The sequence below is a fragment of the uncultured Roseivirga sp. genome (genome assembly GCF_963973945.1).
Classification (GTDB): domain Bacteria; phylum Bacteroidota; class Bacteroidia; order Cytophagales; family Cyclobacteriaceae; genus Roseivirga.
This window is the reverse complement of record NZ_CAXBBV010000001.1, coordinates 40,914-66,934: the sequence shown is the minus strand read 5'-3', so window position 1 is coordinate 66,934 and position 26,021 is coordinate 40,914. Positions and strand designations below refer to the sequence as shown.

At 39.5% G+C, this 26,021-nt stretch carries 24 protein-coding genes and 1 riboswitch; of the genes, 16 read left to right on the top strand and 8 right to left on the bottom strand.

The window, feature by feature from the left end; genetic code table 11:
* Nucleotides 1–35: 35 nt before the first annotated feature.
* From AAC026_RS00355 to AAC026_RS00345, 3 genes are all read left to right on the top strand, one after another.
* The gene (locus AAC026_RS00355; protein ID WP_339693965.1) at nucleotides 36–3,068 is read left to right on the top strand and encodes an N-6 DNA methylase; all 3,033 of its coding nucleotides are present in this window, start codon (nucleotides 36–38) and stop codon (nucleotides 3,066–3,068) included.
* The gene (locus AAC026_RS00350) at nucleotides 3,058–3,723 is read left to right on the top strand and encodes a hypothetical protein (RefSeq protein WP_339693962.1); all 666 of its coding nucleotides are present in this window, start codon (nucleotides 3,058–3,060) and stop codon (nucleotides 3,721–3,723) included. The genes AAC026_RS00355 and AAC026_RS00350 overlap by 11 nt, the downstream gene beginning before the upstream one ends.
* Before the next feature lie 115 nt (nucleotides 3,724–3,838).
* Nucleotides 3,839–4,681 carry an endonuclease/exonuclease/phosphatase family protein gene (locus AAC026_RS00345; protein ID WP_339606855.1) on the top strand — a complete coding sequence of 281 codons (843 nt, stop codon included), beginning with the start codon at nucleotides 3,839–3,841 and terminating at the stop codon, nucleotides 4,679–4,681.
* Here AAC026_RS00345 and AAC026_RS00340 read toward each other — a convergent pair.
* Together AAC026_RS00340 and dusB are read right to left on the bottom strand one after the other, a co-directional pair.
* Nucleotides 4,668–5,561 carry a DMT family transporter gene (locus AAC026_RS00340; RefSeq protein ID WP_339693959.1) on the bottom strand — a complete coding sequence of 298 codons (894 nt, stop codon included), beginning with the start codon at nucleotides 5,559–5,561 and terminating at the stop codon, nucleotides 4,668–4,670. The two genes, AAC026_RS00345 and AAC026_RS00340, sit on opposite strands and share 14 nt — an antisense overlap.
* Nucleotides 5,561–6,556, bottom strand: a complete 996-nt coding sequence (gene dusB, locus AAC026_RS00335; protein WP_339606853.1) for a tRNA dihydrouridine synthase DusB — start codon at nucleotides 6,554–6,556, stop codon at nucleotides 5,561–5,563. The genes AAC026_RS00340 and dusB overlap by 1 nt, the downstream gene beginning before the upstream one ends.
* A gap of 35 nt (nucleotides 6,557–6,591) precedes the next feature.
* On the opposite strand from dusB, the gene AAC026_RS00330 reads away from it, so the two are divergent.
* From AAC026_RS00330 to AAC026_RS00310, 5 genes are all read left to right on the top strand, one after another.
* Nucleotides 6,592–7,602, top strand: a complete 1,011-nt coding sequence (locus tag AAC026_RS00330; RefSeq protein ID WP_339693956.1) for a CPBP family intramembrane glutamic endopeptidase — start codon at nucleotides 6,592–6,594, stop codon at nucleotides 7,600–7,602.
* On the top strand, nucleotides 7,599–7,799 hold the full coding sequence (locus AAC026_RS00325; RefSeq protein ID WP_339693953.1) for a DUF2007 domain-containing protein: 201 nt from the start codon (nucleotides 7,599–7,601) through the stop codon (nucleotides 7,797–7,799). Before AAC026_RS00330 ends, AAC026_RS00325 begins: the two co-directional genes overlap by 4 nt.
* A gap of 2 nt (nucleotides 7,800–7,801) precedes the next feature.
* Complete coding sequence (locus tag AAC026_RS00320) at nucleotides 7,802–8,614, top strand: phosphatidate cytidylyltransferase (RefSeq protein ID WP_339606850.1); 813 nt, start codon at nucleotides 7,802–7,804, stop codon at nucleotides 8,612–8,614.
* A gap of 88 nt (nucleotides 8,615–8,702) precedes the next feature.
* The gene (locus tag AAC026_RS00315) at nucleotides 8,703–9,980 is read left to right on the top strand and encodes a Glu/Leu/Phe/Val dehydrogenase (RefSeq protein WP_339606849.1); all 1,278 of its coding nucleotides are present in this window, start codon (nucleotides 8,703–8,705) and stop codon (nucleotides 9,978–9,980) included.
* A gap of 15 nt (nucleotides 9,981–9,995) precedes the next feature.
* Nucleotides 9,996–10,658 carry a phosphatidylserine decarboxylase family protein gene (locus AAC026_RS00310; RefSeq protein ID WP_339606848.1) on the top strand — a complete coding sequence of 221 codons (663 nt, stop codon included), beginning with the start codon at nucleotides 9,996–9,998 and terminating at the stop codon, nucleotides 10,656–10,658.
* On the opposite strand, the gene AAC026_RS00305 is transcribed toward AAC026_RS00310, so the two are convergent.
* A complete protein-coding gene (locus AAC026_RS00305; RefSeq protein WP_339693951.1) occupies nucleotides 10,655–11,137 on the bottom strand; it encodes a GAF domain-containing protein in 483 nt (160 codons plus the stop codon). The two genes, AAC026_RS00310 and AAC026_RS00305, sit on opposite strands and share 4 nt — an antisense overlap.
* 53 nt (nucleotides 11,138–11,190) lie before the next feature.
* Nucleotides 11,191–12,228, bottom strand: coding sequence for a bifunctional diaminohydroxyphosphoribosylaminopyrimidine deaminase/5-amino-6-(5-phosphoribosylamino)uracil reductase RibD (gene ribD / locus AAC026_RS00300; protein ID WP_339695305.1), 1,038 nt, complete (start codon nucleotides 12,226–12,228; stop codon nucleotides 11,191–11,193).
* Nucleotides 12,229–12,343: 115 nt separating this feature from the next.
* Between ribD and prmC the strand changes: the two genes are divergently transcribed.
* From prmC to AAC026_RS00270, 6 genes are all read left to right on the top strand, one after another.
* Nucleotides 12,344–13,204: a peptide chain release factor N(5)-glutamine methyltransferase gene (gene prmC, locus AAC026_RS00295; protein WP_339693948.1), complete on the top strand. Its 861-nt coding sequence runs from the start codon at nucleotides 12,344–12,346 to the stop codon at nucleotides 13,202–13,204.
* Nucleotides 13,201–13,887 (top strand): alpha/beta hydrolase, encoded by a 687-nt coding sequence (locus AAC026_RS00290; RefSeq protein WP_339693945.1) that lies wholly within the window; start codon nucleotides 13,201–13,203, stop codon nucleotides 13,885–13,887. Before prmC ends, AAC026_RS00290 begins: the two co-directional genes overlap by 4 nt.
* Before the next feature lie 63 nt (nucleotides 13,888–13,950).
* The gene (locus tag AAC026_RS00285) at nucleotides 13,951–15,186 is read left to right on the top strand and encodes a DUF4934 domain-containing protein (RefSeq protein WP_339693942.1); all 1,236 of its coding nucleotides are present in this window, start codon (nucleotides 13,951–13,953) and stop codon (nucleotides 15,184–15,186) included.
* Nucleotides 15,187–15,261: 75 nt separating this feature from the next.
* Nucleotides 15,262–15,630, top strand: a complete 369-nt coding sequence (locus AAC026_RS00280; RefSeq protein WP_339693939.1) for a BlaI/MecI/CopY family transcriptional regulator — start codon at nucleotides 15,262–15,264, stop codon at nucleotides 15,628–15,630.
* Nucleotides 15,627–17,408 carry a M56 family metallopeptidase gene (locus AAC026_RS00275; protein WP_339693936.1) on the top strand — a complete coding sequence of 594 codons (1,782 nt, stop codon included), beginning with the start codon at nucleotides 15,627–15,629 and terminating at the stop codon, nucleotides 17,406–17,408. Before AAC026_RS00280 ends, AAC026_RS00275 begins: the two co-directional genes overlap by 4 nt.
* 149 nt (nucleotides 17,409–17,557) lie before the next feature.
* Complete coding sequence (locus AAC026_RS00270; RefSeq protein ID WP_339695303.1) at nucleotides 17,558–19,210, top strand: M56 family metallopeptidase; 1,653 nt, start codon at nucleotides 17,558–17,560, stop codon at nucleotides 19,208–19,210.
* Between the two features lie 161 nt (nucleotides 19,211–19,371).
* Here the strand turns inward: AAC026_RS00270 and AAC026_RS00265 are convergent, their stop codons facing one another.
* The 4 genes from AAC026_RS00265 to pnuC all read right to left on the bottom strand — a co-directional run bounded on the left by AAC026_RS00265 (nucleotide 19,372) and on the right by pnuC (nucleotide 23,988).
* Entirely contained in the window at nucleotides 19,372–20,019 is a 648-nt protein-coding gene (locus AAC026_RS00265) for a hypothetical protein (protein ID WP_339693933.1), read from the bottom strand.
* A 187-nt stretch (nucleotides 20,020–20,206) separates the two neighbouring features.
* Nucleotides 20,207–22,663 (bottom strand): TonB-dependent receptor, encoded by a 2,457-nt coding sequence (locus AAC026_RS00260; protein ID WP_339693930.1) that lies wholly within the window; start codon nucleotides 22,661–22,663, stop codon nucleotides 20,207–20,209.
* A 52-nt stretch (nucleotides 22,664–22,715) separates the two neighbouring features.
* Nucleotides 22,716–22,813, bottom strand: a riboswitch (TPP riboswitch).
* Between the two features lie 21 nt (nucleotides 22,814–22,834).
* On the bottom strand, nucleotides 22,835–23,344 hold the full coding sequence (locus tag AAC026_RS00255) for an ATP-binding protein (protein WP_339606839.1): 510 nt from the start codon (nucleotides 23,342–23,344) through the stop codon (nucleotides 22,835–22,837).
* On the bottom strand, nucleotides 23,341–23,988 hold the full coding sequence (pnuC, locus tag AAC026_RS00250) for a nicotinamide riboside transporter PnuC (RefSeq protein WP_339693928.1): 648 nt from the start codon (nucleotides 23,986–23,988) through the stop codon (nucleotides 23,341–23,343). The genes AAC026_RS00255 and pnuC overlap by 4 nt, the downstream gene beginning before the upstream one ends.
* A 62-nt stretch (nucleotides 23,989–24,050) precedes the next feature.
* Between pnuC and AAC026_RS00245 the strand changes: the two genes are divergently transcribed.
* Complete coding sequence (locus tag AAC026_RS00245; RefSeq protein ID WP_339693925.1) at nucleotides 24,051–24,569, top strand: thioredoxin family protein; 519 nt, start codon at nucleotides 24,051–24,053, stop codon at nucleotides 24,567–24,569.
* 2 nt (nucleotides 24,570–24,571) lie between these two features.
* A complete protein-coding gene (locus AAC026_RS00240) occupies nucleotides 24,572–25,723 on the top strand; it encodes an aminotransferase class V-fold PLP-dependent enzyme (protein WP_339693922.1) in 1,152 nt (383 codons plus the stop codon).
* Nucleotides 25,724–26,021: the final 298 nt, after the last annotated feature.

Sequence of the window (26,021 nt, the reverse complement as noted above, 5' to 3'; positions counted from 1 at the left end):
CGAAGAGTAACACCCAAATATAAACCAACTCACAGTTGAGTCATTTATCTCAAATATTTGAAAGGCTTGGACTGACCAAAGAAAACGGCCTCTATATTACCGTTGATGGTGAGTGGGAAGGTCTTTTTTCAAATCGGGTAGAACGACTGATAAAAGAGACGATTCAGCCCGATGCGCTTTTCTGCATAGACAAAAAGCCTTTTATACTATTTTTCGAGGGTATTCAGGATAAGGAGGGAAAACTGAAGGAAATTTGGAACTTCAATGAATCTCCAGTTATCATTATTGTTGAGCCCCATACCGTTGAGATATACAACGGCTACAACTACATTACTGAGAACAAAGCGCTTCAGTTATTTGGAGCAGAAGATCGGCTAACCGATTTTAGCTATTTTGAACTAGTAACGGGAAAAACTTGGGAAAGGCATCAAGCTGACTTCAGCTATGATAAACGTATCGACTTCCACCTCTTAGAGAATATAAAATCGGCTCGAAACCTCCTTATTTCTAATTCAAGTGGAATAACAAAAGAACTGGCCAATTCACTTTTGGGGAAAGTAATTTTTGTTCGTTACCTAATCGACCGAAAAGTAAAAATCGATTTTGAGCAAAATGGCGACTCAAGACACTGGACGAACGATGAGTTCTGTACGCTTTTGACTAAAAAAGCAAAAGTTAAGGCATTCTTCCGTTACCTGAAAGACAAGTTTAACGGAGACCTTTTCCCCATCAGCGATGATGAATTTGACCTGATTCCCAATAGTTATCTTTCGTTCATCATCAATCTACTTTCTGGAAATGAGGTTGGGTCAGGGCAACGCTCACTTTTCGACCTGTACGATTTCTCCATCATCCCGGTAGAGTTTATCAGCAATGTGTACGAGCTTTTCATCGGCCAAAATGAGCAAGAAGAACAGGGAGCATACTACACTCCGTTGTTTTTGGTCGATTACATATTGGCTGAAACGGTAGAAAAAAGATTTCGCCAACTCCCACAAGCCCACTCCTGCAAAGTGCTCGACCCTGCGTGTGGTTCGGGAATTTTCTTGGTAGAAACACTGCGTAAGATCATCGAGCAGTTTCAGAAAAACAATCCTGGTTTTAATACCCATTCTGAATCGTACAAGGAGAATTTAAGAACGCTGGTTTGCGAGAATATATACGGTGTAGATAAAGACCCCAGTGCCGTAAACGTGGCTATTTTTTCCATCTACCTCACCTTGCTCGATTACCAAAATCCCTCTGATATTGAAACGTTTAAGTTTCCACCACTCTTAGAGAAAAACTTCTTTGCTGCCGATTTTTTTGATGAAGAAGCCAATTACAATGCTCTGTTTAGTCAGTTTGAATTTGACTTTATTCTGGGCAACCCGCCTTGGAAGCGGGGCCAAGGTGAGGGGAATAAACCTCTGTTTGTTCAATACATCTCCAACCGAAAACGGAAAGAAAAGGGCGAGAGAGAAATTGAAATTGAAATCAGCAACCGAGAAATAGCACAAGCCTTTGTTTTCCGCGTCAGTGATTTTTGTTCCAATGCTACAAAAATAGCGCTCATTGCAACCAGTAAGATACTATACAACTTGAATGCAAAAGGATTTCGCCAATACCTGCTCGATCGTTTTATTATAAATAAGGTCTTTGAACTCGCACCTGTTCGGAAGGAAGTCTTTGACCGATCGAACGATAAGGCCGTGGGGCCTGCTGCCGTTCTGTTTTATCAATTAAGCGGAGAGTTAGAAACGGACTCCAATGTGGTCGAGCATATTGCTTTAAAACCGAGCAGATTCTTTTCCTTGTTTAAGGTGTTTACTGTTCAACGCAATGACTACAAACAGATCAATCAACGGCAACTCAAAGACTTTGACTACTTGTGGAAGGTTCTTGTTTATGGAAGTTATTTGGATTTCAATTTGATTCGGAGGTTGAAGGAATCATTTCAATCTATTGGTGAGTTAATCTCTGATGAAAATGAGTTTTTGATTGGACAAGGTGCTATGGTGGGAGGAGGAGATGAAAATGATGCAACTCATTTGATAGGAAGACCTTTTCTAGATACTAGAAAAGATATTACCTCCTATTGGATTAATCCAGCCCCAGTAAGGGTTTGGGATTTTGCGACTGTCCACCGTCCAAGAAACGAAGAATTATACCAGGCTCCCATGCTACTGATTACAGAGGGTGTGACTAAAGACTTTAGATCAGTCTCAGCAGTTAGTCTCTCAGATATAGTTTTTAGAAGTTCGTTAACTGCTGTAAAGGCAAGGAGAGAACTTACTTCTGCATTGTATTCAATTTCTGGAATACTGAACTCAGAATACTTCTCTTACATGTGTTTGCAGTCTTTTAGCTCATCTGGGGTTGAAAGGGAGCAATCTCACGATGAAGAAAAATTAGGTGTCCCCTATACCCATTCTGAACAGGTGGCAGAACTTGCATCTGCTATTCACCAACTAAAAGAAAGTGCATACTCATCGGAGAACTTCCTAGCATCCCAAAATACTGAAAGCGAAATTGAAACAAAAGTTTCTGAACTTGACAATGCAATTCTAGATGCATTTTCGCTATCGTCTCAAGAAAGGGATGTTGTTAAATACTCAATTGACATTACTATCCCGATTCAAATGAGGCATCAGAACCATGGCGCTCTTTTTAAGCCTCTTACTTCAAAAGGTCAAGTATTAGTTGACTACGTTAACCTCTTCACAGAAAGACTGAATCCCGCCTTCGAGAAAAAGCGGAAAAAGATTGTTGTTGAGGTAGTATTGACAAGGCAGATTGTAGGCATGTTTTTTATGCTGGTGAGTATTGAGGCCAATGCGCCATCAATAAAATGGATTGACTCAAATAATGCCTCAATCCTTAACAAGCTAGCCGCAATAGGTACTGAGAAAATTACAGATAGGCTCTTTATCCAAAAAGATATTCGTGGGTTTGAAAAGGACGGATTCTACATTGTAAAGCCCAACGAAAAAAGACTTTGGCATAAGGCAATCGGTCATCTTGACATAAATGAATTTGCCGATGCCATGCTCTCCTCCAGAAAAAACAGTTCTCCTAATGTTCGGTAGGCTAGATGCATCCAGTTTCAGTGGTTCAGCCTCCTTTTACAAAGGAGAGTTTGAAATAATTCTAGAAAAAATCACTTACTGTTACCTGTTGATGATTTCTGATGATGTTAAAGTTCCAAATGATGAAAATGGAATAAGAGACATTATATTACTCAATTACCTTCAAAACAATCACATACGGAAGAACTTGGACATGATTTGGTGGAACTTTGATAGAGAGGTACCAGAAAGCACTACAATTGGTAGAACTGACATTAAGGTAAAACCCTTAAATCCGTTCATTGACCACGAAGCATATTATATCATTGAATGTAAGCGCCTTAATAACATAAACACCACAGGTATAAGCGGGTTGAATGCACAGTATATAGAAAACGGCATAATTCGGTTTGTCACAAATCAATATTCATCATACTATAGGGTAAATGGCATGATCGGTTTTATTGTAACTCCTTTAGATATTCATGCTAACACTAAGTGCATAAATACCTTATTGAAAACATCTTTCTCTGAGGCCGATACAAGTAAGGAAATAACACAAGAGAATTTCATTGATGGTTTTGAATACCATTACTCCTCTTCTCACCTAGATAAGGACGGTGACCCTTTAGACATTTATCATTTGATGTTTGATTTTAGTAATAGAGTAAAGTAAATCTAAGTCAAAATTAAACCATACAATCACCTGTTTACACTCTATTGATTGCTGTTCACCACGCTTTTTATCGTCAAAACTTTTTCTCCTCGTGGAATTCGTACTACTTTAGAGTATGAAGTTTCTCATTTCCCTTGTCGCTTTTTTGGCTGTAGTATCAAATACCACAGCACATGAGCAAAACCCTGTCAATGAGATTCAGATCGCATCTTTGAATTTGCTTTATGGTACCCCTGCAGATCTTGAAAATACATGGAAGAAGCGGAAATCAAGAGCCATAGCCAATCTTCAGCAATACAAAGATGGTATTATCTGTTTGCAGGAAGTGAACGAAACCCAGATCAAGGACATTTCTAAAGGAGTTTCTGGTTTAGATGTAGTCTATAGAACACAAGGGCTGAACAATGGAGATGGAAAGGCCAATGCTATTTTCTTTAATAAGAAAAAATGGAAGTTGATTGAGGAAGAAACTTTTTGGCTTTCAGATACGCCCACTAAACCAGAATCTAAAAGCTGGGGAAACACATTACCAAGAATTGCTACAGTTGTGGTTTTGGAGAGTAAAACCGATGACAAACGAATCAGAGTTTTAAATACCTTACTAGATCATAGGTCTGAGTCATCAAGACTGAATAGCATTGAAATGATTCTCTCAAAACTAGAAGATTATAAAGACCAATACCCAACCTTATTAGTGGGCGATTTCAATGTGCTCTCAGAGGATCCCGTGGCCAAGAGAATTACAGAAGAGTATAGCGACACCTATACTGGTGGACCTTTTGAAGGATGCACTTACCATAGCTTTCATGGAGGGAAAAACTGCCCCAGAATCGACTATATTTTTTATCGAAACTCTGATGGTTTCGAAATGACTAACTCGGGCATAGATCGTTTTGAAAGAAACAGGCTGTTTACCTCAGACCACTACTTGATCCACGCTAAGTTTATTTTGAAATAGCCTTTTTCTTTTTGTTGGTAACATAAACACCAGCAAAAATTGCCAGCATTCCTATTACCTGACCTAAGCCAAGTGCTTCGTTATCCCAAAAACCCCAAATTAAGGCTACAATCGGAATAAGATAAGTTACGGTACTTGTAAACAGCGGATTGGTAATTTGTACAAGCTTATTGAAAAGTATCAATGCTATAGCTGTGCCCATTACTCCTAAAAGTGAAACATAGCCAAAAGCCTCCAAAGCACCCTCTTTAGTTGCTAGGGTTACAGAAAAATCGGTAAGAGTGAGCAAGTAAATACCAGCCAATGGCCCCATGAACAGCAAGCTTACCGATGTGATTACAAGAGGCTTTAAGTCTGCCAAATAATACTTTATTACATTCAAGTTGATACCATAACAAATGGTAGCTAAAACAATGAACAGGGCATAAAAATTAATGCCTCGAAGTCCTCCATCACTACCAGCCGCCAGCAAAATGGCCGTTCCTACAAAGGCGATAATGAGCCCAAATGTTTTTCGTCTGGTAATTTCTTGCTTGAAAAAAAGAACACCCATAATCAAAACAAAGATTGGAGTAAGTGCATTTAAAACACCTGTAACTCCGCTTGGCAATTGAGTTTGGCCTATGGCAAAAAGGAAGGCAGGAATAAAGCTTCCTACTAAACCAATAATAAAAAGCAGCTTAAGGTGTTTGAACGAGAGCTTGCGAACTTTCGGAATTGAGATTGGAATTAGAAACATACAAGCAGCTAAAATGCGCAAAGCACCAACTTCGCCAGCATTAAAAACCGCAAGACCTCTTTTGATCAGAATAAAGGAGCTTCCCCAAATCAGGGCAAGAAGGATGAGTAGCGTCCACGCTAAAACGTTCGTATTTTTCATTAAACCAAAGCATAAGCATCTTCGAACACGGTAGAAATCTCATCCAGAATATTGAATAACTCTTCCGGATTTTCGGATTCAACCAAGCGTGCTCTGTACGGCTTGAAGTTAGGGATTCCCCTGAAATAATTGGTGTAATGTCTTCGCATTTCAAAGATACCTTGAAGCTCATTTTTCCATTCCAGCGAAAACTGTAAATGCTTTTTGGCAGTGGCCACTCTTGTTTTCATATCAGGCACGGGTAAGTGCTCACCAGTTTTTATGAAATGCTTGATTTCGTTGAAAATCCAAGGGTAGCCAATGGCTGCTCGGCCAATCATAATGCCATCTAGCTGATAGCGGTTTTTATAGTCTAACGCTTTTTCTGGAGAGTCAATATCTCCATTTCCGAAAATAGGAATATGAATGTCGGGATGGTGTTTTACTTCGGCTATTTTAGTCCAATCTGCCTCGCCTTTGTACATCTGAGCACGGGTTCGGCCATGAATGGTCAGGGCTTGAATGCCTACATCTTGCAGCCTTTTGGCTACTTCTAAAATTCTAATGGTAGAATCATCCCAACCCAAGCGGGTTTTAACGGTAACTGGCAGGCTCACTTGCTTCACAATTTCAGCAGTCATTTCCTGCATTTTAGGAATGTCGAGCAAAATGCCAGCGCCTGCTCCTTTGCAAGCCACTTTTTTTACTGGGCAACCATAATTAATATCTACGATTTCAGGCTGAGCAGCCTCGGCAATTGAAGCAGCCTCGCGCATCGACTCAATCTTGTCACCAAATATCTGAATTCCAATAGGGCGCTCATAATCGTAGATATCCAATTTCTGCACACTTTTTTCAGCGTTCCGAATAAGTCCTTCCGAAGAAATAAATTCAGTGTACATTAAATCCGCCCCATTTTCTTTGCACACAGCCCTGAAAGGAGGATCACTTACATCTTCCATCGGTGCCAATAGCAACGGAAATTCCCCAACTTCTATGTTCCCAATTTTAACCATGCCCATTTCGAAAAATCGCGTAAATTTACGTCATTATGGCGAGAATCGACAATGGGATTAACATTTCCTTGAGAGGGGATAGAGAAGACGTTATTAGGGAACTCGAAGACGGTGAAATTGTAACCGTAACTACCTATAGCGAGAACCCGAAAATGACTTTTTGGGTAGTATTGGGGCTATTGTTTGCAGGCTTTTTTGTCGGTCAGTTTGTAGCCACTATGGTATTATTGGTTTTTGTGGTGGCTAATGGGGGCGCAATGGATGCCTTAACAAGTCCCGCTGCCATGTTTGAACTGATTGGCCAATCACAACTCTTGATTTCTCAATCGCTTTATACTGTTGTTTTCACCTTTTTGGTGCCTTGGTTTTATATGAAGAACCTAGCGCGAAAACCGATGAATACTTTTTTTGATGAGCGTAAAGTATCTTATAAACCTTTGAGTTTAGCTGTTCTCATTACCATTGCTTTTGTTTTCGTAAATGGTTTTATCATTGAATGGAATGAAAATATTCAATTGCCAGAATTTATGGCAGGCTTCGAGAGGCTTGCCCGTCAGATGGAGGATTCTATGAAAGAAACCACTGAGATGTTTACTACTTTCGACAACTTCGGTACTTTCCTTTTGGCCTTTGTGGTAGTTGCTATTCTTCCTGGAATAGGCGAAGAGCTTCTTTTCAGAGGCCTATTGCAAAACTCGCTGCACCGATGGTCTAAAAATGCACATATCGCCATTTGGGTGTCTGCATTCTTATTTTCGGCCATTCATATGCAATTTTATGGGCTCTTTCCGCGAATGGTGCTTGGGGCACTATTTGGTTACCTATATGTATGGTCTGGCAATTTGTGGTATCCTATAATTGCACACATAACCAATAATGGCTTTGCGCTTATTGTAACCTATTTGTATCAGACAGGAATAATTGAAATAAACCCAGACGACACAGAGTCTACACCTGCAATTGTAGGGGTAGCGGCCTTAGTTGTAGTGGTAATTATGTCATACGTATTCAGAAATAACTATCTTAAACCAAAATCATTAACGTGAGCAATTGGAACTCTGTCTTTAAAACCAATATGCAGCACCAAGCTGAGATAGTGAAAGCTGTTTTACTTGATAACGATATTGAAGCCGTACTACTTAATCAAAAGGATTCATCTTATCATTTTGGTAGTATGGAGGTGAAAGTCGAGCAATCAAATGTGATCAAAGCGCTAAAAATTATTGGCGACTTGAATTTCTAATTATGAGCAATCTCTTATTAAGAATTATCACTGGTATAGTCGGAGTTGCTTTGATTATAGCAGGTATAGTATTTAGCTCATGGACGTTTGCTTTGATTTTTTTGGGAATTATGATTCTTACGCTCAGAGAGTTTTATGGCCTAATTGTAGCCTCGGGCAATACTCCATTTAAAATTTGGGGTTCTTTTTTTAGCGTTTGTCTTTTTGTTTTAGTCCACCTTTCTTCAGCAGGAATTATTGATACCAAGTACCTTTGGGTATTGCCCTCCTTGCTTGTTATCTGCTTTATGTTTGCTCTGTACAGGCAAAAAACACATCAACCTATTATTTCTTTGGGGCTCACTTTATTTGGTGTGATATACATTGCTTTTCCGCTAAGTATGTCAAACCTGATTGTATTCAAGAATGAGTCTTATCAATATGCTTTAATCATTGGAGTGTTAATTGCGCAATGGGCAAATGATTCTGGGGCTTACTTTGTAGGCAAAAGCATGGGCAAAACAAAGCTATTTGAAAGTGTTTCTCCTAACAAAACTTGGGAAGGAACCATTGGCGGAGTACTGATTTCCTTAGGTATTATCTATATATGGAGTTTATATTTTACCGACCTTACCACAATTGAGTGGCTAGGACTTTCAATAATTGTGAGTGTTTTTGGTAGTTATGGCGACTTGATTGAGTCTTTATTTAAGCGCCATTTGGCCATTAAAGATTCTGGGAGCGTACTTCCAGGGCATGGCGGCTTTCTCGATAGATTTGATGGACTACTGTTTGCCCTTCCGTTCGTTACACTATACTTGATGGTCGTCACATAATATCTCAAATAACCATTAAAGTTTAGGGCGTATTACTTTAAAATTTCCTTAATTTTGACCAAGTTTTTAAACAAAGATAGATTTCTCTATGGGTTACATTGAACCGGCTCCGATTAAGGATAAGGCTAATCCTTTCGAGTCAATGATGTCCAGATTCAACATTGCTGCTGAAGCACTCGGATTGGACGAGCAAGTATATAACGTGCTCAAATCTCCCTCAAAACAAGTCTCTGTGTCACTCCCAATCACTATGGATGATGGCTCTATTCGTGTTTTTGAAGGTCACAGGGTAATTCACTCGAATATCCTAGGCCCATCAAAAGGCGGTGTTAGATACGCCATGGACGTACACATTGACGAAGTAAAGGCACTCGCTGCATGGATGACATGGAAGTGTGCTGTTGTAGACATCCCGTATGGTGGTGCCAAAGGTGGCATCAAATGTAATCCGAGAGAGATGTCTGCTGGAGAAATCGAAAGATTGACAAGAGCATACACAAACGCTATGCTTGACGTATTCGGTCCAGACCGAGATATTCCTGCACCAGACATGGGAACAGGACCAAGAGAAATGGCTTGGATGATGGATGAATTTTCTAGAGCGCATGGTATGACAGTAAATGCCATGGTAACAGGAAAGCCATTAGTACTTGGTGGTTCATTAGGTAGAACTGAGGCTACAGGTCGTGGAGTGATGGTTTCTGCTTTAGCCGCGATGGAAAAATTGAATATCAACCCATACCATGCTACCGTAGCAGTACAAGGTTTTGGTAACGTAGGATCTCATGCTGCTTTACTTCTTGAAGAAAGAGGAGCAACAATTATTGCAGTAAGCGATATTTCTGGAGCCTACTATAACGAAAAAGGAATTAATATTAAGGCTGCTGTTGCTTACCGTGATGGTAACAATGGCACATTAGAAGGCTTTAAAGGAGCTGAACTAATGGATAACGCTTCTGATTTATTAGTTCAGAAAGTAGATGTACTTGTTCCTGCTGCAGTTGAGGATGTTATTCATTCAGGAAACGTAGAAAGAGTACAAGCAAAACTTATTGTAGAAGGTGCCAATGGCCCAACTTCTGCAGAAGCGGATAAAATTATCAACGAAAAGGGGATCATGGTTGCGCCAGACATTTTAGCGAATGCAGGTGGTGTAACAGTATCATACTTTGAGTGGGTACAAAACCGTTTGGGTTACAAATGGACTCGCGAGAGAGTAAACAGAAGATCTGATAGGATCATGAAAGATGCTTTCGACAAAGTGCATGAAACATCACTTAAGTATAATGTACCAATGCGTATTGCAGCTTACATTGTAGCGATAGACAAAGTTGCTTCTACCTATAAATACAGAGGTGGTTTCTAATTTGAAAATTAGTTAATGAATATTCATAAAGAAGGAAGAGCACTGTTAGCAGTGCTCTTTTCCATATTATTAGGTTTGAATTTAGGTTTGTTCTTTTTATTGAACTTGCCTTCACCTTGGATCGGAATTATTGGAGCTGTAAGCTTGATTCTGTTCCTGTTTTTCCTTCAATTTTTTCGTAACCCATCTCGAAAAATTGAGATCAACGAAAAACAAATTCTAGCCCCTGCCGATGGAAAAGTGGTGGTAATTGAAAAAACCACTGAAGACGAATACTTTAAGGGAAAGGAAAGAATTCAGGTATCCATATTTATGTCGCCAATTAATGTGCACGTAAATAGAAATCCAGTTACTGGCCTTATCAAGTATTTCAGATACCATGAAGGCAAATACCTAGTAGCTTGGCATCCAAAATCAAGCACCGAAAACGAGAGAACTACCTTGGTGTATGAAATTCACAAAGGAGTAGAAATTCTAATTCGTCAAATTGCTGGTGCAGCTGCCCGTAGAATTAAATGCTACGTAAAGGAGAATCAGTCTGTAATTCAAGGCAAGGAATTCGGGTTTATCAAATTTGGCTCACGAGTCGATCTTTTCTTGCCACTGGGTACAGAGGTAAAAGTAGAGATTGGGCAAATCACCAAAGGCGGCCAGACTGTAATTGCGGAATTGGCTTAAATTAAGCCTTCAATTATCTGCATTAACTTCTCTAAATGTACCTGATCTATCTCATCAAAATCGTTGAGCTGATCTGAGTCTACATCAAGAATTAAACTGACTTCCCCGTTCTTTATAGCAGGCAATACAATTTCCGATTTGGAAGCAGAACTGCAGGCAATATGGCCGGGGAATTCATCTACATTCGGAACAAGAATAGTTTGAGCCTTTTCCCAACTGGTTCCACAAACACCTTTTCCTTTACGAATACGAGTACAAGCAATTGGACCTTGGAAGGGGCCTAAAACTAATTCGTCTTCTTTAACCAAGTAGAAACCTACCCAAAAGAAACCCATTCCGTATTTTAAGGCCGAAGCAATATTGGCCAAATTGGCTGTTTGATCAGGTTCGCCAGTAACCAACGCTTCAATTTGTGGAATAAGCGACTCATATTTTTCTGCTTTGCTTAAATCGTTCGAGATGATTAATTCTTCGGCCATAATTTTATTTCTGAAATGCGAATTTAAAAGAGAATTGCGTGAATGTTGGTTCCTTAATGTCGGTAAATTTTAAGCACATCGGTTTGCAGTTGAATGGTTTCTGCAGGAGCATCTTTTAGGCTTGGCGCCATAATGCCTTCATTAAATAATATGGGGCACTCAAACACACGCGCTTCGTCCCATAAGCCTAAGGCAATTAAAGAATTGAGTAGGAAACTCCCTCCTTCCACCAAAACAGATTGCACTTTGCGTTCATTCAAATCTGCGAGCATATTTTGAAGGAAGTCTTTTTCTCCAATTTCAACAAAGTTGAGATGCTCTTTCTCCTCAGTCTTTACTGTATTGTAAACAATGGTCGGCAAACTTCCGTCAAATAAGTTGAGATCAGTGGGTAAGCGCAGATGCCTGTCGATAACCAAACGAAGCGGTGATTTGCCATGCCAATCGCGAACATCTAATTTGGGATTATCGTGTAATGCGGTATTCGTGCCTACTAAAATAGCATCTTCTTCCGCTCGCCATTGGTGCACCATCATTCTCGATTGCTCGGTGCTGATCCATTTGCTGTCAAAATTATTGCGAGCAATAAAACCATCAGCCGTTTGCGCCCATTTAAGCAAAATATAGGGGCGCTTCTTTTCAATCATGGTGAAAAACCTGCGGTTCAGGTTTCTGGCATGTTGTTCTAAAACTCCAGTGCTGACTTCTATTCCAGCATCTTTAAGTTTTTGAACACCTTTACCCCCAACAAGTGGGTTGGTGTCCATCGAAGCAATGACCACTCTCTTCACCTTTTTTGCTACCAGTAAATCGGCACAGGGCGGAGTTTTACCAAAGTGCGCACAAGGTTCAAGAGTAACGTAGCAAGTGCTTTCAGGAAGAAGGTTAGGGGCGGTTACGGAATTAATAGCATTGACTTCGGCATGTGGGCCGCCATACTTTTGATGATAACCTTCACCAATAATCTTATCATTATGAACAATAACGCAGCCCACCATTGGGTTTGGGCTAACATGGCCTCGCCCCATTTCGGCTAAGTCCAATGCGCGTTGCATCCATTTTAAATGTTGCTCATTATTCACCCGCGCAATTTAGCGAATGCGCTATACTATTCCTTACAAAGGATAACATTCACCTCTTGCTGTGGTTAAATCTAAAAACTGAGTTATCTGATTTACATACAAATCCTTCTAACTACTTTTGTTTATGCCTTTTGAAAAACCCAAAGCTAAAATTCTAGCCATTGCCAAAAAGCTAAGTGGCGTATATGATGAGCGCGAGGCGATGAATATGGCTCATTTGCTTCTAACACACTTTTATGGTTTAGATCGAATGAAAGTGGTTTTGAATGATGAACTTTTGTTGGTTGAAAACGCTGAAATCGTACTGAACAAAGCAATTGATGAGTTGAATCAACACAAACCTATTCAGCATATTTTAGGAAGTGTAGAATTTTATGGCTGCGAATTCAAGGTAGATGAAAGGGCTTTGATTCCTCGTCCAGAAACCGAAGAATTGGTGGATTGGATTGTAACAGAAAATATAATTGAGGACCCTTATATTCTTGATGTTGGTACCGGAACAGGTTGTATTCCAATAGCATTAAAAAACGCCATACCAAAAGCCAGAGTAGCGGCAGTGGATGTAAGTGAAGAAGCTCTTGCTTTGGCCAGAGAGAATGCAAAACAAAATAACACTGAAGTAGATTTCCAGCATCTAGATATTTTGAATGAAGCTTTTCCTTTTGATATGCTGGATTTAGTAGTGAGTAACCCGCCCTACATTCCAGAAAGCGATAAACCAGAAATGAGCTCGAATGTATTATCATTTGAACCGCATTTGGCACTTTTTGTGGCGAATAACGACCCTTTTATTTTCTACAAGAGAATAACCGAGTTGGCATTACAGCATTTGAAGATTGGGGGAATGCTTTATTTCGAAATTCACGAAAGATTTGGAGAAGAAATGGTCAAACTAGTTGAGGACATGGGTTTTACAAACGTTTTTCTTAAAAAGGATTTGCAAGGAAAAGACAGAATGCTACAAGCGCAAAAATACTACATATGAAAAAATTGATTCTATTACACGGTGCGCTAGGTAGCGCTTCAATGTTTGATGGCCTAACAGAGAAGCTAAAAGGAAACTTTGAGGTGTACGCGTTCAATTTTTCTGGGCATGGTGGTGGACCCATAAATGAAGAGGGCTTTGGAATTGAAGTCTTTGCTGAAGAGCTTAAAGCCTTTATTATAAATAATAAACTAGAAAAGGCTGATATTTTTGGGTACAGCATGGGCGGCTATGTGGCGCTTTACTTGGCTGCTTCTCAGCCGAACTTGATAGGCAAAATAGTAACCCTTGGTACCAAATTGGCATGGACAGCCGAAGGCGCAGAAGAAGAAACTGCTCGTTTGAACCCAGAGCTAATAAAAGAGAAAGTACCAAAATATGCTGCACTTTTGAAAGAACGACACGGGAAAAAGCAATGGAAGCAGGTGATTTGGCAAACCGCAGGCATGATGTTAGAATTAGGTGATGAACCTTTGCTCACCATGGAAAACCTTCCTTTAGTCACCAATGAAGTTACTATTCTTCTAGGTGCTGATGATATTATGGTGAGCAAAGAAGAAAGCGAAAATGTGGCTACAATTCTTACCAACGGAAAGTTTATCTCTATTCCCAATATGCCGCACCCTTTAGAGAAGCTAGATATGGGTATTTTATGTGAAAATTTAAAGAGTATTTTGATCTAAGTGATGAATTAGAAATTAACTTATATATTTAGAGTTTATTTCTAATCTAGATATAAGCTGTACATGTCTCGTCCCATATCAATCCATTCTGCTTTTTCCTTTCTCGCTATTTTTCTAGTCTTGTTCATTTCCTATTCTTGTGGTGATGAAAAGGAGCTAGAAACAGGCCTCACCACTATTAACTTGGTAGACGCATATAATAACGCTGCACCAGTAAATATGAGTGACTTTGCCTCAGATATTGAATACGTTCGATTAGAGACGAGCGAAGAGGTTTTTTATAGATTCATTTACCTCAAGACTACGTTGGGAGACTCTGCAATTCTTATGAAATCAAATGATCGAATCTCCTTATTTGATAGAGAAACTGGAGCTTACATCCGAGACATTGGCCATAAGGGTGATGATCCAGAAGGTTTTTCTAATGCCATGTCAAGCATTGGTATCAACTCAAGAAACAAAACAGTTTACGCCAAAGGCAAACGTTTTGATTTGTATGAGTACTCATTAGATAAAGGGCTTCTGGTAAATACAATTTCGGGCCCTAAAATGGATGAACTTAAGAGTTCATTTTCTGTTGGTTCGATTATGGATGCAACTTTCATTACTTCACAAGGCATTCTCCAAGATAAGTTTGCTGTAGGTTATTTCATGAATATTAAAGGTAATGAACCGCTTAGGCTAGTGGTTTATGATTTTAATGGCGAGGTACTTAAGATACACCCAAATCACCAAAGTTATGAGAAGAATAAAAATGCGATTCGTATTGAAAGTTCTGATTTCCATAACTACAACAACGCCTTATTTTTCAAAGAGAATTTTAACGATACTGTTTTTAGTGTAGGTATTGATACTCTAATGCCTGCCCTACTTTATGAATTGGGAGAATTTAGCCCTCCTTATGCCGAACAAGAAAGTATGAGCAGAGAAAAAAGAAATGAGTATATGATTATTTATACTACGTTACAAAGCCCAGACTTTGTATTCTATAATGTGGCCTTTAAGGAAAAGCAGGCTTACGGTTATTACAATCGAAAAACGAAAGAGGCTTTTCTTTCCGACCCTTCAACCAGTGATAAGAAGACTGGCTATACAAACGATATTGATAATTTTGTGTCTTTTTACCCCACTTCAATCAATGAAGAGGGTGAGATGTTGGGCCTAATTACGGCTGAAGAAGTCTACGAATGGTTCCAGAATAACCCTGACAAAATCGCTTCTCTTCCTGAAAACCTACAGGCGCTCCAGAACATTGAGCCCGAAGACAACCCTGTTGTTATGATTGCCAAGCTAAAATAGAACCCTCCAAAAGTTCTTTCTACTATTTTTATAGAAGTACTACTATTTATTTAGTTTATTTACTATATTTATAGTATGAAAGAACTTACTAAGGCCGAAGAAAAGGTTATGCAGTTGCTTTGGCAGCTAGAAAAGGCCTTTACTCGCGAAATTCTGGATCAATTTGAAGGTACACCACCAAGCTACACTACCGTGGCTACCGTACTCACCGTACTCGAACAAAAAGGATTTGTCGATTTTGAGAAGCTCGGCAATAGCAAGCGTTACTATCCCCTTGTCAGTAAAGAGGCTTACAGTGAATTTGCTTTGAGCAATGTTGTCGGAAAATATTTCGAAGGCTCTTTAAGCAAGCTCGTTTCCTTCTTTACCGAAAAGAAGAACATCGACTTAAATGAGCTCGATGAGATCATTGATGTAATTGAGAAAAATAAAGAACAGAAATGATGTGGAGCCCTATTCTTATATGGAGCCTAAAAGTGGGCTTGTTATTAAGTCTCTTATATGGCCTTTATTTCATGTTGTTCCGAAACAATACACAGTTTCATTTGAAACGAGTATTGCTCTTATCCGTCTTAGCGGCAGCATTACTTTGGCCAGTTATAAAGTTCAGCGCAAGCGAAAGGCCCGCTTCCACCACTCAGGTGTTCCAAAAGTTAGATGAATCATTGATTTCTCCTGTGACCGAAGCTAAGACTAAAATAGCCCAAGTTGGTGAAGCCCAAAAGACAGAAAACTCCACCACTATGAGCACTTCAGATATTATTTGGTGGGTGTATTTAACTGGCGTGGCCATAAGTTTTTTAGTCTTCTTTAGCGAGTTAGCAAAACTCACCTATTGGCGATTAACAGGTACGGAAATGAGAGATTTGGGTAAGAACGTGATCAGTCACCCTTCAGTGAAGTACCCTTTTTCTTTCTGGAAATGGATTTTCATTCCCGAATCAGTCGATTATTCTGAATCAGAATGGACCATTATTCAGGAACATGAAAACCTACATTTAAAACAAAAGCATACTATTGATATTCTTTGCGCTGCCTTGGCTCAATGTACACTTTGGTATCATCCGGCCATTTATCTTTTTCAAAAAGGGATGAAGTCCAACCACGAAGCTTTGGCAGATTCCGCTGTATTAATGTCTACCAATTTTGGACGCTATACTGAAATTTTACTGGCCCTTAGTTTAAGAACCAGTTCAGTTACACTTGGGCATTCCTTCGCATTGATTTCTTCACTTTCTAAACGACTTAAAGTTATGAAACTCAAAAAAACATCTAAACGAAGCAGCTATGCTTCAATCATTTCCTTTGCTGTGGTGGCACTGGTTATCGCCAGCCAAACGGTGAGTTATGGGCAAGAAAAGAATAACAGTGATATCTCAGCACTCAAAATGTCTGATATGTGGTTTTCATTTGGTGGTACTAAATCACATTCTGGGAAAGAGATCGTTGAAAAAAGTGGTAAATCACCGGATACTTGGGTGTCATTAAAACCTCACTATTTCATCTTTCCAGTAATATTTCTGGATAAGCATCAGAAGTTAATAGATACCTTCTTAACCTCAATTCAGAATGAAAATCCAGATAACGAGGTTAGGCTACAAATTGCCATGAATACTGAGAAAACCCTGAAGTTTGAGAATGTGTATGAACATTATGAGCCAGCGCCTAACAGGTCCGAATTGAATATTGAGCTTACCGTGGAAGATCGTTTGGCCATGTTCGAGCTAACAAAGGCTTGGGTAAAGGAAAATGTGCATCAAGTATATCCGGATTACCCTATGCCATCAGAAATGCAGTTTGTTACAAATAAATACTTGGTGGTTAGGCCTTATACTTTTAACCCTGCTGATACAGTTGGAAGCAAGAAAGATGTTGTGGTAGCCAATGCTATTACAAGAGAAGCTCAGCCTGTTGGAGGCCTAGACAGATTTTTGAAAAATGTAGTAACCGATGTTAAAGGAACTGAATCTTTGAAGAAGGAGGATTTGCCAGACAAGATTGAATTTAAGTTTCAGGTGAGTCGTACGGGCTATATTTCTCAACTGTCCCTTGAAAGTAAAGTGAAGCAAAACCGCCATGAAGATGATGTATATGCATTATTAAGACAGCTTCATGATAACATAATTGCGGTATCCAATCTTTACAGCTGGGATCCAAGCCTTGAAAAAGGAAAGGAAGTATCCTCTTGGGTAACCATTGAAATACCAAAGTCACTTTTGTAGTTCTCACTTTTGAATCGACTCGCGTGAAAAATGAAATTTTAATTTGGAGCCTCAAATCTGGTTTATTGTTAAGCTTCTTATATGCGGCCTATCACTTCCTATTCCGGGGTAACACCCAGTTTCAGCTTAAGCGGTTATTGTTGTTATCTGTGTTAGCGACTGCTTTGGCCTGGCCTTTGGTCAAGATAGAACTGAAACAAGTGTCGACTCCGGGCACACATGTTTTTCAAAAACTGGATGAATCATTAACGCTATCAATGGATGAAAACACTTCGCCCATTATAGAAACCGGTACACCAGAAAAACTAACATCTACACCTTCTTATGGTGGTTCTCAAGTTATATGGAGGGTGTATTTAACAGGCGTGGCCATAAGTCTTTTAGTCTTCTTTAGTGAATTAGCAAAACTCACCTATTGGCGATTAACAGGTACGGAAATGAGAGATTTGGGTAAGAACGTGATCAGTCACCCTTCAGTGAAGTACCCTTTTTCTTTCTGGAAATGGATTTTCATTCCCGAATCAGTCGATTATTCTGAATCAGAATGGACCATTATTCAGGAACATGAAAACCTACATTTAAAACAAAAGCATACTATTGATATTCTTTGCGCTGCCTTGGCTCAATGTACACTTTGGTATCATCCGGCCATTTATCTTTTTCAAAAAGGGATGAAGTCCAACCACGAAGCTTTGGCAGATTCCGCTGTATTAATGTCTACCAATTTTGGACGCTATACTGAAATTTTACTGGCCCTTAGTTTAAGAACCAGTTCAGTTACACTTGGGCATTCCTTCGCATTGATTTCTTCACTTTCTAAACGACTTAAAGTTATGAAACTCAAAAAAACATCTAAACGAAGCAGCTATGCTTCAATCATTTCCTTTGCTGTGTTGGCACTGGTTATCGCCAGCCAAACGGTGAGTTATGGGCAGGAAAAAGGTGAAAAGAAAGAAACTGAAAGTATGTCTATCTCCATTACCTCAGAAGCTGGAATTATTACGTTTAGTTCTGCTGAGATTTTTAAAAGGACGGGAAAATCTCCAGATTACTGGGTTAGAAATGGAAGATTGATGTCAATGATACCCTATATACTTACCCCAAGGTATAAGGAGCTAATAGAACGGATTAAGCAAACTTATTACAGCGATGATAAGGATCAGAAAACTACTTTCAGGCTTGAGCTCAGTGATAGCCAAAAATCATATTATGATGAATTAACAAGGCCACTTGGCTTTGATCAAATGAAAACAGAGTTCATAGCAGAATTGAGCGTTGAAGACCGAATTGAACTCTATGAGCTTTCAAAAAAATGGGCTGAAGAAAATATTAAATCTATTTATCCTGACTATAAGATTATTAGTGAAATGGATTTTATAGAACAGAAGTACCTGATTATAAAATCTTATACAAGAAGAGAGGTTGATTCTAAATATAAAAGGACTGATATTTTCACCTCGAAGCAAGTCGATGAAATTGCTGAACCCGTTGGTGGAATTGACCGATTCCTGAATAATGTAGCACTGAATACTAAAAAGGAACAAGGTCTTTCCATCGAAGACATGCCCAAAACCATTGAATTTGAATTTTTAGTGAATAGCCAAGGCCATGTTACTCAAGTAGACCTATTGAGCAAAGTAAAAGGTGACGAAGAAACGCAAGATAAAATCTATCACCTACTGCGCCAATTGAATGATAATATTCAAAGTGTGTCTAGAGTTTATGGCTGGAAGCCCGCTTTGAAAGACAATGAATTTGTTTCGAGCAAGTATAAAATCGAAATACCAAAATCACTTTTGTAGTTCTAGTTTTGTTACACTTCATAAGATTCAGCCGGCAATTGACGGCTGTTTCTATTTGAAAGAACCCCTCCAAAAGTTCTTAATTATACCTTAATGGGATCATTGAGCGCTGGAAAACCAATCATCTTAACTTTTGGAGGGTTTTCCTACATATCAAACTTCTATTTATAGCTGTCGGTAGTAACGGCCTCTACTATCCAAAGGGGTTTTTCGTTGGTTTTGAGTTTGATTTTCCCTGTGATTTCGGCAGTAAGCTCAATCGGTTCTAAAAGCATTTCATTCTCATAATCACCATAAAATCCTTCGGAAGTAAAAAAGGTGTTTTGCGCTACGGGGTGAATTCCGAAATGATGGCTTACCATCACCCATTTTTCAAAATGCCCACTCGCAACGTAAGTCCATTTTTGGTGAGTGGCAAAAACAATACTGTCAATCTGTTTTGAGAATTCTCTTACCGTATCGAGCACTGTGGACTGGTAAATATCGGCCATTACATTTACCGCAGGGTATTTATGATCGAGCAGAAAGATATAAGCACAGGCAAGTAAATTATCATCTTCAAAGCCCAAAAGCTGTACTGGAGATTGCTCGGCAAGTCTTGGCTTGAGGCTTTGAAGGTTGGCTACATTAGCCACCACCACATCAATTTTAATTCCCCATTTTAGCACTTCGCTAAGGGCTTTCTCAGTAACAATAACTGTGGGGCTCCACTCCAATAGCTGATCTACATCTTCAATTGTTAAAGCTTTTGGATCGTCAATGAGTAAAGCGGGTTCTTGTTCGTCTCTAACAATGTGGTGTGATGACATGCGGCTGGTTTCCTTGGTTAAATACGGTGTTCAAAATTGCAGCATTTTTAAAGAATAGGAAACGATTGATAAGAGAATTTTGATCAAGTAGTGTGGTGTATCGTCCTGAAATAGGTTGAGCCCTAAAACAAAAAACCCTCAGCAAATTAATGCCGAAGGCTTTTCGAAATACTAAACTAATCTATCTTTAAAACTTCAGCCCTAAGGATAACAAGAAGTTAGTGCCCGCTTGAGGGTAAAGGTAATTTTCCCTTACCTCGTAATTAGCACCACCAAAGTAGCCGAAAGTGTATCCGTTCGATTCGTATTCAACATTGAAAATATTGTTGACCAATAAATTCAGCGTAAGCTCTTTTACGAAACTCGGTTTAATACTGTAGTTCACTCTAAAATCATTGATGAAGAATGCATCAATCTGACGATTCTCGTTTGAAGTATTGTCTAAATACTGATCTCCTACATATTTAGAAAGAAGGCTCAAAGACAGGCCAGAAGTAGGCTTATAAGTTAACTGACCGCCTGCAATCACACTTGGAGAGAATGAGATGTCGGTATCAGAGTAATTGTTTCTAACTTCGTTGTATTCGTCAAAAGCTGCTCCGTAATCGTATAACACTTCTTCAAAATTCTTAATCTTATTCTCACTTAAGGTTAGGTTAGCGTTCAATTCCAAACCTCTGGTCAACTCTACTCCAGCCTGAAGTTCAATCCCCATTCTGTAACTGTTGGCTACATTAGTTCTAATGTTCGACCCAACATCATTTACCTCACCAGTCAATACTAGCTGATCTTTGTAGTCCATCAAATAGTAGTTTGCTTCAAATGCAAATTTCGATTTGTTCACTCTATAGCCCACTTCAAGATTGTTCAATTGTTCCGCTTTAGGTTCGGCTCCCGTTGGCGCATCAATAATATCCGAACGATTCGGTTCTTTGTTCGCGCGAGCAAAAGAAATGTAGGCGTTTGCACTTGTGCTCAATTGGTAAGTCAAACCAAATTTAGGGTTGAAGAACGAATAATGGTTATCGAAATCGAAGGCCTTTAAATCGTTATCGTTGCCCCTGCTGGCATAGTTTACTGTTCTCACCTGTAAGTCTCCATATAGGTTAATCTTATCGTTGGCTTGATAGTTCACCTTCACAAAATTGTTGAAGTCGAATTTCTCAGAAGTACTTTCATAATACCTGTCTCCAATGCGGCTGTTGCTCGCATATTCGGCCCAAATGATTTCTCCAAAATGATCGCCTTTATATTCATTATAGGCGCCACCAAAATTCGCTTGTAAGTTTTCGGTTTCGTAGTTTAAACCGTAAGTCACTCCGTAAAAGTCATTGTCCAACCAGCGTCTTCTGATCAAATCTGTCGATTCTATGGTAGTTGCCCCTACAGATACATTGTTCAAACCATAGTCTGCAAAATCTTCATCGTCTTTGTACTCCTCAAAAAAACCAGCACCCTTGGTGTAGTGTAAAGAGGTGTTAAAGCTCAATGGCTCGTTAATCTGATGTGAAAAATGGGCTTGATAATGTGCTTGCTTGTAATCGTCTACTTGGTTTTGGTACTCATAGAAATTATAAGTTCTGCCAGAGTTACGAAGATTAGCTGCTTGCTGTGCTGAAAAACCATTGTTGGCAATTACCGCATCTATACCTGCTGCATCGTTATTGATTTTTGCTTCTGGTGTTCCGTACCAACTTTGGTAGGTACGCTCTTTACCTGCAAAGGTGATCAATTTCAAAATTGATTTTTTGCCATAATAACCGCCCGACAAGTAGTAAGAACTCAGGTCTGACGATGCTCTGTCAATATATCCATCCGATGAAATATTGGACAATCTACCTTCGAAAGCAAAGTTGTTTTCTAACAAACCAGTTTTGAATACTCCATTGTATTTTTGGGTGTTGAATGAGCCTATTGAAGTGTTGATGCTCGCTTCTGGTTCTTGGCTTAGGTTGTTTGTAGCAATGTTAATAGAGCCACCAAAAGCACCTGCACCATTCGTTGATGTTCCTACACCGCGTTGCACTTGCACATTGTCGGTTGAAGTAGCCAAATCGGGCATGTTCACCCAAAAAGTACCCTGCGATTCAGAGTCGTTTACTGGAATACCGTTGATGGTCACGTTAATTCTGGCACCATCACTACCTCGAATTCGAATACCAGTATAACCTACACCCGCACCCGCATCAGAGGTTACCACTACAGATGGTGTCCAATTCAGTAAAAAAGGCAAGTCTTGCCCTAAATTCTGCTGCTCGATTTCTTCCTTCGATACTTCAGAGAAAGTAGTTGGGGTGTTTTCGTTTGCTCTAGTACCAGTTACTACTACTGATTCTAGTTTGGTTAAATCTGATTTCAATTTGAAATCAATTGTTAGGTTTTTAGTTACCTCAACTGTTCTGTTTAAGGTGATGTAGCTGACCATGCTTACCTTAACATTGTAAGTGCCAGAAGGAATATTGCTCAAGTCAAACTTACCTTCTTCATTTGTGGAAGTGCCTTTTTGGATTGATTCAATTATTACATTGGCACCAAAAATTGGCGACCCAGTTGCTTCGTCTACAACTGTTCCTTTCAGGGAGTGTTGCGCAAACACACCCGTTGCTGTCAGCATTAAAGCCAACGTCAAAATTAATTTTTGCATTTTGTAATTTTAAATGGTTCACAAACGAAGAGCCAGGGGAAGCCCTCCCTTTTTTAGTGTTTACCATACCTCCCTTCGGCAGCATTATCTGCATCAGGTTCAATGGGTATAATCTCAGCCCGTTGTTATAGGGCACCCCTTAATTCGCGACAAAGGTAGAACAGTTTTTAATTATAGCAAGGCACCAACTGCTTTCTTCGCCTGATTTAATCGTGTTTGAAAATCGCCACTTACTACAATAAAAGCTTTACCACTGTCTTTCATCAAGTTGTAGTAAATATCGAAAAAGTAAGATCTCATTTCAGGATGTTCTCGTAAAGGGTCATCCTCATAAGGAATGTCGTAATCGGTAATAATGTATAAGTCGAAGTACTGCATTTCGAGCTGATTGAGAATCCACTGGTCGCATTCTCCATATTTATGCTCGCTCCATACCTTGATCACATGCAGATCGGTGTCGCAGAAAAGCACCTCTCTGGCTTCTTTTCTCTTTTGCTTCTGACTGTCCATTTGACCTTTGGCTATTTCCAGAAGGTCGGATTGCAAATAAGGGCGACCGAGGTTATTTAAATAATCTCTACAATATTCTGGTACCCAAACGGTGTTGTATTGTTCTGCTAATGCCTTTGTTAAAGTAGTTTTTCCCGTACTTTCTGGGCCAATAATCGCTACTTTAATCATACTGTAATATGTGTTTGTTTCATCATGGTTTTTTTCCAAGCCAAATACCCTGCAATGGCCATCCCGATATATAAAAAGTATAGAAAAGAGTAAAAATAAAGTTCTTTGTAGAAGTAAACTCCCGTGGCAATAATATCAACCGCGAACCAATAATACCAATTATCAATCTTTTTTCTGGCAGTGAGCCACATTCCTGTAACACTCAGAATAGAGGTGGTACTGTCCCAATAAGGTAATGCGGCTGGTTCTACACCTTCAAACATTGAAGGAATATTGATTAGAAATTGGCCGAAGGCGAAAATTCCAATAATGGTAAACGAAAGAAAGATAATGCTCTGTTTTACACTGCTATGTGTAATGATTACCGAAGGATTTTCATCCTTTTTTCCTCTTACCCAATAATACCAACCGTAAATGTTTAATACCAAGAAAAAGATATGAAGAATGAAATCACCATATAACCTGGCATTCCAGAAAACAACAAAAGAAACAATGACATAAGCAATTCCGGCTGGCCATGTCCAAATACTTTCCTTAATTAAAAAGAGCACTGCCAAAATTCCGAAAATCAGCCCTGAGAGTTCCCACGCACTTATTTCTTGTGCGTAAGAGAGAATATCTTGCCAAATGTCGTTGAGGTGCATTGGGCCAAAGATATAATTTTGTGGTATATTTCGTTCTTTGATTTTAAATAAGAATGGAGATCATGAAAGCGATTATTATGTTAATGGTTATTCTCGTTGCCTTCCCTTTGGTAATGAATGGGCAAGAGACGGAATACAATGTTGAAACGGAGAGTGTGTCGACTCATGTAGATAAAATTTTGAATGGCCCTATCACCAAAGAAGGGCTCAAACAGATGCCATATAAACTTTGGTTCAACTCCAATTATAAGACTTATAGGGTGAATACTGACGTACTTAGGGATGCTAAGAAAAAGAATATAAAAGACCTGAAAATACTCGCCTTTATGGGCACTTGGTGTCATGATAGTAATCGCGAAATACCCCGTTTAATGCGAATTATGGACGATATGGGGATTGCAGACCAACTAGAATTATATGCGCTGGATGTAGATAAAACAAGTTTGAAAGGGAAGGAAAAAGGCTATGACATTAAGAACACCCCCACCATTATTTTTTACCTGAATGGAGAGGAAGTAAAGCGTGTGATTGAAGAGCCAGAAGGTTCTTTTGAAGAGGAGTTGGTCCGTATTCTAAAATAGTTATGCTCCAAAACCAAAGTCACCTTTTTAACTTACCGCAAGACATTACTTATCTCAACTGCGGTTATATGTCACCTATGCTCAAGTCGGTGGCAGAAGTAGGCGTTAGGGCAGTGTACGGAAAGGAGGATCCGACCACGATTAAGCCTGAAGTTTTTTTTAGGAATGGCGAACTGCTCAGGGCAGAATTTGCCAAACTGATCAACGTAAAAAACGAAAACCTTTGTGCCATAACGCCCTCAGCTTCTTATGGCATGGCCAATGTGGCCAAAAACCTTCAGGTAGAAAAAGGCGATAACATCATCATTCCCGAAGGGCAATTTCCGAGTAATGTTTATGCTTGGAAGGAGTTAGAGAAAGAGAAAGGCGTGACATTGCGTATTATAAAAGCTCCGGAAACTGCTGAAAATCGTGGCAAGCTTTGGAACGAACATATTCTAGAGGCCATCGACAGTAAAACCAAAATGGTAGCCATTGGCCATATCCATTGGGCAGACGGTACCAAATTCGACCTTAAAAAAATTAGAGAGCGTACCAGAGAAGTAGGTGCACTTTTGGTGATTGATGGAACACAATCCATTGGTGCTTTGCCTTTTGATGTGCAAGAATTTCAGCCCGATGCTGTAGTGGCCTCTGGTTACAAATGGCTGATGGGGCCTTACGCAACAGGTATTGCTTACTTTGGCGAATATTTCCATAACGGAAAACCCATTGAAAACAATTGGATGAACCGATTAGACAGTCAGAATTTTGCCAACTTGGTAAACTATCAAGATGAATATCAGCCAGGAGCTATCCGCTACGAAGTAGGCGAAAGCGCCAATTTTATACTTACACCAATGCTTACCGAGGCGCTTCGCCAAGTAAATGCCTGGAGGCCAGAAAACATCCAAGCCTATTGTAAGTCGATTGCCAGTGAAGCGCAGCAAGAGTTAGCGAGCATGGGTTATCAAATTGAATCTGCTGATTATCGGAGCGAACACCTTTTTGGAATCAGATTGCCAAAGGGCCTTGATTTAGAAAAGGTGAAAAACCGTCTGGTTGCCGATAAAGTTTTTGTTTCGGTACGAGGAAATTCCATACGGTTATCGCCCCATGTTTATAATACCAAAGAAGATTTTGGGAGTTTGCTACATTCATTAAGGCCAGCGTAAAGCCGTGGGCTGAGTGCCTTTATCTACTTGAAATAGGTTTAACCTGACTTTCCTTGTTCTAAACATTTTGTCAAAAGAACCCAATGCACTGACCATTGAAGAAAATTCGAAATTGAACCTTGCTTGATCTCCAAATGCTCTGCGATTAGTAAGTCTAAAAAAACAGACAAAAAGTCTAGGTCAATCACTTTGAAGATTCTACAAATCGAGCATCGATCAATCTTACAAGAAGCAGCTGAACTTATAAATTAGGCTGTTTATGAAGAACGTATTGTATAATACTCACTCAGACTACACA